Raw genomic sequence first — 9,008 nt, forward strand, 5'->3', positions numbered from 1 at the left:
CTCGATGTTCCCCTTCATCCTGCCCTCCTCGCTCGATCCGAAGTCGAGCCTGACGGTCTGGGATGCATCGTCGAGCCACCTGACGCTGTTTATCATGCTCGTCGTCACTTTGATCTTCCTGCCGATCATCCTCGCCTACACGGCCTGGGTCTACAAAGTGCTCTGGGGCAAGGTCGACGAGAAGCAGATCACCGACAAAAGCGGTCACGCATACTGAAGGAGAAATAGGATGTGGTATTTCGCATGGATCCTTGGCCTGCCGCTCGCGGCCGCCTTCGCCGTCCTCAACGCCATGTGGTACGAGCTGATCGACGATGAGGCCAAGAAGAAGAAGTCCTGAGTGACAGGACAAACAAAAGAGGCTGCGCTCTGTCCGGGCGCAGCCTCTTCTCGTTCACTGAAGGAAATCGACGTCAGTAACTGGCCGCAACGAAAATATCCGCCAGCGCCTCGATCCCCGCCTGATCGTCCGCATCGAAGCGTGACGTGACAGGGCTGTCGAGATCGATGACGCCGAGGATCTCGCCATTGTGGCTGAGCGGCACGACAAGCTCCGAGCGTGAGGCAGCGTCACAGGCGATATGGCCGGGGAAGGCATGCACGTCCTCGACGAGGATCGACTGACCCTTCTCGACCGCCGTCCCGCAGACGCCGCGTCCGACCGCGATCCGCACGCAGGCGGTACGCCCCTGGAACGGCCCGAGCACCAGTTCGTCCTTCGACTTCAGGAAATAGAAACCGGCCCAGTTGAGCTCCGGCATCATCTCGAACATCAGCGCCGAGGTGTTGGCCGCGTTGGCGATGACATCGCGCTCGCCGTGAAGCAGCCCGGTCAGCTGCTGCGCGAGCTCGCGATAGAATTCCTTCTTGTCGGCCTGATCGATCATCGCCGTTTGAAACATGTCGGTTCACCTTCCAGTCAATGCTTGCACGCGTTGGGCCTGATATAGCGATCCGCCCGTCACTTGCCAATTCGTCGCCGTGCAGCCTTCGCCCGCAATCACCGCGTGAATTCACGCCGGCTCCTTTTAAATTCACAGGGGATTGAAGGAAGCGATCTTGTCCGGCGGCGATCGGGCCATATGTCCATAATATGTCGATCGGATATCCGACGCTGGCGGCCGCCGGCGACATCAGATCGACGTATACAGACGCGAAAAGGCCGTGCTCGCGCACGTCTGCCTGCCATCGAACCCGCAAGGCGATGGCATCGCGCGATCGTCGGCGCAGGTATTGGCCGGCAACGATAGAACCATTCATTTTCAGTTTCAGTTCGAGGTAAAGGCAATGACACCGGAAGACAGACAGGCAGTTTTCAGCCACCGCGAGATTGCCGCAGTCATAAAGGGAATAACGCTCGACGATGGCACCGATGCGCCGATCACCGGCAAGTCGCTGGGCGAAGCCATCCTCTTCGTATCAGAGGAAGCGTCTACAAACGCATCAAGCGCGCATGTGATCTACGGCGCCAACGAATCGCTGAGCTACACCGATTGCCTCAGCATCTACCGCGACTATGGGCCGGCGCTCAGACGCGGCTCCAACTGAGCGGGTTCCATTGACGAAACGTGGTGGCGGATCGCCGCCACGCCTGGCGCGGCGTGGCGCCGTCATCACACCGCTTGCTTTAAAAGCGAAGCGCCTTTCTCGGCAATTGTGCAGGGCAGCATTCTGAATTATACCGCCTCGTCGGCAACGATGCTCCGGCGCCCGAAGCTCTCTTCAAATTGAAACTGCTCCCATGACTGCTCCCCATTCGCCTGCGCGCGGCGTTCTCATCGCGTTTGCCGCCTATGCCGTGTTCGCGTTTAGCGACGCTTCGATCAAGATTCTCCACGGCAGCATCCCGTCCTACGAGATCGCCTTCATCGGCGCGCTGTTCGGTACCGCCGCCCTGCCCTTCATCAAGGCCAAGGACGATTCCTGGCTGGATGTCGTGCGCTCGACCAACCGCGCGCTGTGGCTCGTACGCTTCGTCTGCGGCGCGATCGGCGCCATTGCCTCGATCATCACCTTCACGCTGCTGCCGATGGCGGAAGCCTTCTGCCTGCTCTTCCTGCTGCCCTCCTTCGTCACCATCCTGTCCGTCATCTTCCTCAAGGAAGATGTCCGCTGGCAGCGCTGGGCGGCCGTCATCGTCGGCTTCCTCGGCGTTCTGGTGGTGCTGCGTCCCGGCTTCCGCGAACTCTCGGTCGGTCATCTGGCGGCGGCAATCGGCGGCCTGACTGCGGCGATTTCGATCGTTGTGCTGAGAAAAATGGGTCCGGCCGAAAAGCGCCTGTCGCTGTACGGCGCCGCCCTGCTCGGCACCATCATCGTCAGCGGCGTCCTGATGGCCTCGCAATTCGTCATGCCGACACCACGGCAGTGGCTGTTCATCGCAAGCTACGGCCTGCTTGGCGCAGCCGGCAACGTGCTGTTGATGACCGCCGCCCGCATCGCGCCCGCCAATCTCGTGGCGCCGCCACAATACAGCCAGATGCTCTGGGCGATCGCCTTCGGCTACCTGATCTTCGACGACGCGATCGACCTGCCGATGGCGGGCGGCATCTTGCTGATCATCTGCTCCGGCCTGCTGACGCTCGCTCGCGAACGCAAGCGCGGCACGCCGCTGCCGACCTCGGTCGTCTCCTCCGACAGCCAGGCGCCGCTTGCGACCTCGGCTGCCGGCGAAAACGCGCCGAAAGTCTAACCGCCGCGGCGGCAGCAGAAACATCACCCCAAAACGAAACCACCCCTGTCCGCGTCTCCACGCAGGCAGGGGTGGTTTCATTTCAAACTATCGGAACCGGCCTATCAGCGCAGGACCGGGCATCCGCGAACGTTACCGAAGGTGATCTCGTCGGGCCCACGACGCGTGAAGCCCTGCACGATCACCCGACGCGGCGTGATATCGACCACACGGGCACGGCGGAAGCCGTAATCCATCGCCTTGTCTTCAGCCAGACGCGGATCGCAACCACGCGGCCGGCCGCCATACGGGGGTGGCGGCGGTGGGCGGCCATAAACCGGCGGCGGTGGCGGCCGGCCATAGCCTGGAGGCGGTGGTGGGCGCCCGTAGCCTGGAGGCGGTGGCGGACGACCGCCGTCTATGTAGATGTCCACCTGAGCGGAGGCCGGAACCGTAGCGCCGGCAAGCGTGCCGGCGCTCAGTACCAGGGCAATCCCCGCCTTGGTCAGAAACTGCATCATCGAAATCTCCATATCACGCGGTCGCGACCGCGCTCCTTTTTCGATTCTCTCGGCCGGTCAAAAGAACGGCCCTCCCGGATAAACGCATTGTTATGCGATTCGCACAAAGCAGGCTGAAAATGGCGCGGCCAAGGCGATGCAGTTCCTATTGTGGCTAGATCCGATTAGCGGCGGATCAGCGACGAATCTCGGGGCAACCGCGAACGTTCGCGAAGAACATGCGGTCCCAATGGCCGCGATAGCCACGGCCGGAAACGACAACGCGGCGCGGCGTGATATCAGTGACGCGCGCATTGCGCAGACCGGCATAACGCGCCTTCTCTACGGCCCGGATCGGCGAGCATGCGCGCGGCGGAGCGGGGCGGTGGTACTGGATCTCGATGACCGATGCACGCTCGGGGCTGGCGGCTGACGCAACCGAGAACGTCGCGGGAATGGACGCAATTGCAAGGATGGCGGCGAACGAAGCTTTGGCGATAAAATGGGTCATGTTCATGCTTTCATTTGTTATCAATGGTCTCCCTTGCGGGATTGGACAAACGATAAACGTCTGAAAATGAACGATGTTCGAACCGGCCGTTCACATTTGGTTCAGTTGCCAAGATGCAGCACGACCTCGCGCCTGTGCGGACTTTCGCGATGTTCGAACAGATAGATCCCCTGCCAGGTGCCGAGAACAAGGCGACCATCCATCACGGGAATGCCGATCGAGACCTGCGTCAGCGCCGCCTTGATATGGGCGGGCATGTCATCCGGTCCTTCCATCGTGTGGACGATCCAGCGCATCGACGGATCGGACGATGGCGGCACGAGGCGGCGAAAGAATCCATTGAGATCGGTGCGCACATCCGGATCCGCGTTCTCCTGAATGAGCATCGAACACGAGGTGTGCCGCACGAAAACGGTGAGCAGCCCGGATTCCATATCGGCCGACCGCACGAAGGCAGCGATCTGATCGGTAAACTCATAAAGGCCCTGCCCGCGGGTCTGCAGGCTGAGAATTTTTTGTGGCATAGGGCACCTCCGGACATGAACTCCGCCCAGAGGTCGCGCGCACCCGCCGCCATGTCAATGCCGGTGATCGGTTCGCGTCAAAGCCAAAGCAGCTGAACGAAACCGCCATAGATCATCCGCTTGCCATCGAAGATATCAAGGCATTCGGTGACCTGCAGGTCAGGATCCGCCATGACCTTCGCATTAATCTCATCACGCTGCTCGCGCGAATCATAAGTGATCCACGAAAACACCACGACTTCGTCATCGGTTGCCTGAACCGCACGCGGAAACGACGTCAACTCGCCATAGGGCACGTCGTCCGCGACGCATTCGACATAATCCTTCGCGCCATGTGACTTCCAGACAGCGCCGGCCTTGGCCGAAAGCGCCTTGTATGCCTCGATATTCTTCTTCGGCACGGCAACGATAAAACCGTCGACATAGGACATGATTCTTCTCCCTTGAACGTTGGCATCGCTTCAAGGACGAACGAGGCGCACCCGAACCGACACCTCTTTCAAGATAGGCGCCATGTCTGCTGGACAAGATGTCCGGCACGCCGAGAAGGACAGACTTACGCTGTACCCGCGCGATCACCCTCGGCGGCAACGTTGAACGTTCGGAAGCGTTCGACGAGGAAATCGACAAGCGTGCGCACCGCCGTCGGCAAGCCGCGCGATGCCGTGAACACCAGATAGATGGTGGCCTGGGACATCTGATAGTCAGGCAGCAGGCGCACCAGCGTTCCGTGCCGCAGCCCTTCGGCGCAAACGATATCGGGAAGAAGCCCGACGCCCACGCCAGCATGGATGGCTTCCAGAACGGCAGGCACGCTGCGACAGCTCATGCGCGGTCGATGCTCGTGCCTGTGCAGCGCACCATCGGGGCCGGTGAAATCCCAGACATCGACCTCGCGCCACTCGGCCATGCCGCTGGTGAACGAAACGGTCGGCACACCTTCAAGCGATTCTATGCCCTCCCCCTTTGGCAGTCGCGCCGCCATGTCCTTGTTGGCGACAAGGATGAGATCGACCTTGCTCAAGACGCGCATCGTCAGTTCGGCGTCGGTCTCTTCGGTCAATTGCGCCCGGATGGCGAGATCGAGTCGGTCGTTGATGATGTCGACACGCTGGTCGGTGGCGAGAATCTGCAACTGGATCTTTGGATGAAGCAGCAGAAACTCCGGAAAGATCGCGCCGAGCGATCCCTCAAGCAGCCCCGTTGGAACGCTAAGCCTGATCGTCCCCTGCGGTTCACCGTTGACATCGGCAACAGCCTTGGTGGCGCGTTCCGCTTCACGGATCATGTTCTCGCAGTAAACATATAGTGATTGACCAATTTCGGTCACACGGAACCTGTGCACCGTTCTTTCGATCAAACGGACCCCCAGCCGATCTTCCAGCGCGTTGATGTGCCGGCTGAGTTTCGACTTCGGCAAACCCAGTACGCGCCCCGCCGCGGAGAAGCCGCCATAGCGGACAACCGCTGCAAAATAAGCAAAATCGTTCATATCCGGGAAGATGGTTTCGGTCGCCGGCATTAGGGATTCCTTTTACAAAGGGATGCTAAAGTGCGACCCTCAGCAAGTCGCATACGCCCCTTGTTCAAGGATGCCAACCGCCGCCTGAATAGTTTCGTTCCAAATTTGGAACATAGCGTTCCAGCGAACCCTCTTCAATTTGCTGCAGCGCCACATTATCTCGCCGACATTGACGCCAATGTGTCTACTTGGCGACCGCATCGTGCTCCACGGCACCCGAAATGGCTTTGATATCATGTTGCTCCGCAGCCGCCGGGGCACTGCGTCTATATGCCTAAGTATTTGATATTGTGGCAAATTAATCACAATTCAGACATAACAAGTTTCACAAACAACGATTTCCTCACCATCCGAATTGATAGATTTAATGAGTAATGAGAGAAGAGATTCAGCGGTTCGCTGATCCGCGTGCCGAAAGGCTGTTTACCGGAACGGTTGCCTATCACCTCCCAGTGTGTGGCGACGGTCTCTTCTAAAAGGAAATGGATTTCAAATGAACATTCGGATGGTTATGCTGACGTCCGCAGCAGCTCTCGCTGCCGCCGCGTCCCCCGTCTTCGCTGCCGACGCCATCGTCGCAGCTGAGCCTGAAGCAGTAGAATACGTTCGCGTCTGCGACGCTTACGGCACCGGCTACTTCTACATCCCGGGCACCGAAACCTGCCTCAAGGTCGGCGGTTACCTGCGTTTTGAAGTATACGGCGGCCCGAACCAGAAGGGTTCGTCTGACTGGAACGCTCGTACGCGCGCCCAGGTTCAGTTCACTGCCAAGAGCGACACCGAGTACGGCCCGCTCACCGGCGTTATCGTTCTCCGTAACAACGGCGACAACGCTGGGTCGACCTCCACGCTCGACTCCGCCTACATCGACATCGCTGGCCTGCGCGCTGGTCTGTTCTACAGCTGGTGGGATGACGATTTGAGCGGCGAGCCGGACGTTCTGTCCAGCTACCAGACCCTGCACAACTCCATTCGCTATCAGTACGAATCCGGCGACTTCTACGCTGGCATTTCGATCGACGAACTGGAAGACGGCGCACAGAAGGGCCTCGTTGTCGACGGCGAGCCAGGTACCCGCAGCGGCAGCAACAACTTCGGCGTAGCTGCTGCAATCGGCGGCAAGGCTGGCGTAGTATCCTACCAGCTCATCGGTTCCTACGACAAGGAAAACGAAGAAGGCGCCATCCGTGGCATGCTCTTCGCTGACATCGGACCTGGCACCCTCGGCCTGGCCGCTGTTTATGCAACCGGCATCAACAGCTACTACGACGAGTCCGAGTGGACCGTTGCTGCTGAATACGCAGCAAAGATCACCGACAAGTGGACCATCACCCCGATGGCTCAGTACTTCGGCAACTACGGCCACAATGCAACGAACACCGACTTCTCGTCTAACGACGCTTGGAAGGTCGGCGTAACCGTTGACTACCAGATCGTAGACAACCTCTACGCCAAGGCTACCGTCGACTACACCGACGTTGACAATGAAGACGACGTAACGAAGGGCTTCTTCCGCCTTCAGCGCGCGTTCTAATATGACTATCGGCGCCCCGGTCTAGGCCGGGGCACCTTTCACAAGTTTGCCTTTTCTGATCCGATTGACCTCCGATCAGTTACGGGGATTGGTCCGGTTTCCCTGCCGGACCGATCCTTGATTTTTCAGAGACAGGTTTGCCGCGACCGATCGCCGAACCCACGTCTCTCTAAGCCGTCGGCGTCTCGCCTCCCCTAAGTCGTCAACTCTTCAATGGAGTCGACACGATCAGGGTAGAAGGCGACATAGCCTTTGATCTCGCTGACGGCATCCGAGGGATCTTCATAGCTCCAGATAGCGTTTTCCGAACGCTGCCCATCCGACGCGATACTGTAATAGGACGCCTCGCCCTTGTAGGGGCAAAAGCTCTTGTGCGTGCTGCGGGTTAGCAATTCCATGTCGACATCGTCACGAGGGACATAGAAGACAGCGGGATAGCTCGCCTCCTTCAAGGTCAGCGCCTTTCGACTATCGGCCACCACGCGGCCATTCCAAGTGACCAACACGCGTTTCGAATTGGGAGCAATCGTGATCGGATGATCCGGATCGGGGATCTTCATCGGCTGGGCGGACATTGGCGGCTCCTTGGATGTTCATGACATCGATATGGGGAGCACGGCGCTCATTTGCAGCAGAATCGGCGTAAACTTGCGGTGATCGAACCGTGCAGACGCCTTCATCGGCCCTGAATCAACCCGTCAGAAGAACTCATCAAGCATCTGATATCGCGCCATTTTTCCAACATCCAACGATGCGATGCCATAGTGTCGGCAAAACGGCTCGACGAACGCCTCGCCGAAATTCGCAGCCATGCTGCGGCAGGAAAGAGCAATGTCCTGGTAGCGATCCGCGACGCCGAGACGGCCGCAATCGATATAACCGGTGAACACATCATCCGATCCCACGAAGTTCGGCAGGCAGGCGTCGCCGTGGGTGACGACCAGATCCTCCGCGCCAACAGGCATCCGGTAAAGCTCCGAATAGAGATCGGCGGCGCTGCGCCCAAGCCGCGACTCGTCGAAATCCTCTTCATCTACCAGCCCGGCCCGCATACGCCGCTCGGCAACGGCAAGCCGTTTCGACCAGCGGTGATCGAAGGGGCACGAGGCGATGTCGAGGGAGTGTAGAGCGCGCAACGCCGAGGCCAGCATCATCACCTGCGCCTCGGCATCAAGCGTCGAATCTGAAGCAAGATCGCGGCCAGGCAGGGCGCTCATCAGCAGCCAATCATAGTCGTCATCGGTGGTGAAGGCGATGATATCGGGACACGGCAGCCCCTGGCCGGACAGCCATCGCAAGCGCGCTGCCTCGTCCGCCAATTCGCCATGCGCGCTCCGCGTCTCGCGCTTGAGATAGAGCGTGGGCGCACCCTCACGCTCCAGGCGAAACACCTCGGATGGCGACCGACCCACGGGATCACGACCCCAGGAATAGCCGGCGATAAAGCTGTCCAATGCAACGGGATGCGCCAAGCTAGGCCTCAGGCAGTCGCGCCCGCCTCTATCGAGGCGTCAACGATCAGTGCAATGTTTCGGGCTGCATTTCGCCGTGGAGGATGGAAAGCGCGTCTTCGAGCGCGGATACCAGCATGTCGGTCAACTCGTCGCCACGGCTTTCGATGATTGCCACCTTGGTGGCTTCGTCCTGCTGTTCGAAAAAGCGCTCGATTTCGTTCGACATGTCATTGTCCCCTCTTGTGCCGCTAACATCCGGCGATGGGACAAAGCTAGGCGGTCATGCTTGTGT

The 9,008-nt window shown here is 59.5% G+C and carries 14 protein-coding genes; 5 read left to right on the top strand and 9 right to left on the bottom strand.

The genetic code is table 11. The features are described 5' to 3' along the window. The coding region (locus B3605_RS08735) for a cytochrome d ubiquinol oxidase subunit II (RefSeq protein WP_296433534.1) at positions 1–217 on the top strand (217 nt) is incomplete at its 5' end. 12 nt (positions 218–229) lie between these two features. After that, entirely contained in the window at positions 230–340 is a 111-nt protein-coding gene (cydX, locus tag B3605_RS08740) for a cytochrome bd-I oxidase subunit CydX (RefSeq protein ID WP_018897469.1), read from the top strand. A gap of 73 nt (positions 341–413) precedes the next feature. Here cydX and B3605_RS08745 read toward each other — a convergent pair whose 3' ends face one another. Next, positions 414–902, bottom strand: a complete 489-nt coding sequence (locus tag B3605_RS08745) for a GAF domain-containing protein (RefSeq protein ID WP_112944364.1) — start codon at positions 900–902, stop codon at positions 414–416. A gap of 385 nt (positions 903–1,287) precedes the next feature. Here B3605_RS08745 and B3605_RS08750 point away from each other — a divergent pair, with 385 nt between their 5' ends. Beyond that, positions 1,288–1,548 (top strand): hypothetical protein, encoded by a 261-nt coding sequence (locus B3605_RS08750; protein ID WP_111562265.1) that lies wholly within the window; start codon positions 1,288–1,290, stop codon positions 1,546–1,548. Positions 1,549–1,741: 193 nt separating this feature from the next. Next, positions 1,742–2,692 carry a DMT family transporter gene (locus B3605_RS08755; protein WP_112944365.1) on the top strand — a complete coding sequence of 317 codons (951 nt, stop codon included), beginning with the start codon at positions 1,742–1,744 and terminating at the stop codon, positions 2,690–2,692. Between the two features lie 104 nt (positions 2,693–2,796). Here the strand turns inward: B3605_RS08755 and B3605_RS08760 are convergent, their stop codons facing one another. The 5 genes from B3605_RS08760 to B3605_RS08780 all read right to left on the bottom strand — a co-directional run bounded on the left by B3605_RS08760 (position 2,797) and on the right by B3605_RS08780 (position 5,728). Next, positions 2,797–3,192 (bottom strand): hypothetical protein, encoded by a 396-nt coding sequence (locus B3605_RS08760; protein ID WP_112944397.1) that lies wholly within the window; start codon positions 3,190–3,192, stop codon positions 2,797–2,799. A 175-nt stretch (positions 3,193–3,367) separates the two neighbouring features. Further along, on the bottom strand, positions 3,368–3,682 hold the full coding sequence (locus tag B3605_RS08765; RefSeq protein WP_111562266.1) for a hypothetical protein: 315 nt from the start codon (positions 3,680–3,682) through the stop codon (positions 3,368–3,370). 101 nt (positions 3,683–3,783) lie between these two features. Then, positions 3,784–4,206 (bottom strand): secondary thiamine-phosphate synthase enzyme YjbQ, encoded by a 423-nt coding sequence (locus B3605_RS08770; protein ID WP_112944366.1) that lies wholly within the window; start codon positions 4,204–4,206, stop codon positions 3,784–3,786. Between the two features lie 77 nt (positions 4,207–4,283). Beyond that, entirely contained in the window at positions 4,284–4,637 is a 354-nt protein-coding gene (locus B3605_RS08775; protein WP_296433535.1) for a DUF1428 domain-containing protein, read from the bottom strand. A gap of 125 nt (positions 4,638–4,762) precedes the next feature. Continuing rightward, entirely contained in the window at positions 4,763–5,728 is a 966-nt protein-coding gene (locus B3605_RS08780; protein ID WP_112944368.1) for a LysR substrate-binding domain-containing protein, read from the bottom strand. Positions 5,729–6,221: 493 nt separating this feature from the next. Between B3605_RS08780 and B3605_RS08785 the strand changes: the two genes are divergently transcribed. Next, on the top strand, positions 6,222–7,262 hold the full coding sequence (locus B3605_RS08785; RefSeq protein ID WP_112944369.1) for a porin: 1,041 nt from the start codon (positions 6,222–6,224) through the stop codon (positions 7,260–7,262). Between the two features lie 194 nt (positions 7,263–7,456). Here the strand turns inward: B3605_RS08785 and B3605_RS08790 are convergent, their stop codons facing one another. The 3 genes from B3605_RS08790 to B3605_RS08800 form a co-directional block, all read right to left on the bottom strand. Continuing rightward, positions 7,457–7,837, bottom strand: a complete 381-nt coding sequence (locus tag B3605_RS08790) for a DUF427 domain-containing protein (protein WP_112944370.1) — start codon at positions 7,835–7,837, stop codon at positions 7,457–7,459. 123 nt (positions 7,838–7,960) lie between these two features. Then, a complete protein-coding gene (locus tag B3605_RS08795; RefSeq protein WP_296433536.1) occupies positions 7,961–8,734 on the bottom strand; it encodes an APH(3') family aminoglycoside O-phosphotransferase in 774 nt (257 codons plus the stop codon). Positions 8,735–8,780: 46 nt separating this feature from the next. Further along, positions 8,781–8,942 carry a hypothetical protein gene (locus B3605_RS08800; protein ID WP_018897457.1) on the bottom strand — a complete coding sequence of 54 codons (162 nt, stop codon included), beginning with the start codon at positions 8,940–8,942 and terminating at the stop codon, positions 8,781–8,783. Positions 8,943–9,008 lie beyond the last annotated feature (66 nt).

The organism is Rhizobium sp. UBA1881, from assembly GCF_002338015.1.
Taxonomy (GTDB): Bacteria; Pseudomonadota; Alphaproteobacteria; order Rhizobiales; family Rhizobiaceae; genus Rhizobium.

Excerpts from the sequence above, each read along its gene's own strand:
- cydX (WP_018897469.1), top strand. The coding sequence starts at position 230 with ATGTGGTATTTCGCATGGATCCTTGGCCTGCCGCTCGCGGCCGCCTTC.
- B3605_RS08780 (WP_112944368.1), bottom strand. The coding sequence starts at position 5,728 with ATGCCGGCGACCGAAACCATCTTCCCGGATATGAACGATTTTGCTTAT.
- B3605_RS08785 (WP_112944369.1), top strand. The coding sequence starts at position 6,222 with ATGAACATTCGGATGGTTATGCTGACGTCCGCAGCAGCTCTCGCTGCC.
- B3605_RS08765 (WP_111562266.1), bottom strand. The coding sequence starts at position 3,682 with ATGACCCATTTTATCGCCAAAGCTTCGTTCGCCGCCATCCTTGCAATT.
- B3605_RS08755 (WP_112944365.1), top strand. The coding sequence starts at position 1,742 with ATGACTGCTCCCCATTCGCCTGCGCGCGGCGTTCTCATCGCGTTTGCC.
- B3605_RS08775 (WP_296433535.1), bottom strand. The coding sequence starts at position 4,637 with ATGTCCTATGTCGACGGTTTTATCGTTGCCGTGCCGAAGAAGAATATC.
- B3605_RS08750 (WP_111562265.1), top strand. The coding sequence starts at position 1,288 with ATGACACCGGAAGACAGACAGGCAGTTTTCAGCCACCGCGAGATTGCC.
- B3605_RS08745 (WP_112944364.1), bottom strand. The coding sequence starts at position 902 with ATGTTTCAAACGGCGATGATCGATCAGGCCGACAAGAAGGAATTCTAT.
- B3605_RS08800 (WP_018897457.1), bottom strand. The coding sequence starts at position 8,942 with ATGTCGAACGAAATCGAGCGCTTTTTCGAACAGCAGGACGAAGCCACC.
- B3605_RS08770 (WP_112944366.1), bottom strand. The coding sequence starts at position 4,206 with ATGCCACAAAAAATTCTCAGCCTGCAGACCCGCGGGCAGGGCCTTTAT.
- B3605_RS08790 (WP_112944370.1), bottom strand. The coding sequence starts at position 7,837 with ATGTCCGCCCAGCCGATGAAGATCCCCGATCCGGATCATCCGATCACG.
- B3605_RS08760 (WP_112944397.1), bottom strand. The coding sequence starts at position 3,192 with ATGATGCAGTTTCTGACCAAGGCGGGGATTGCCCTGGTACTGAGCGCC.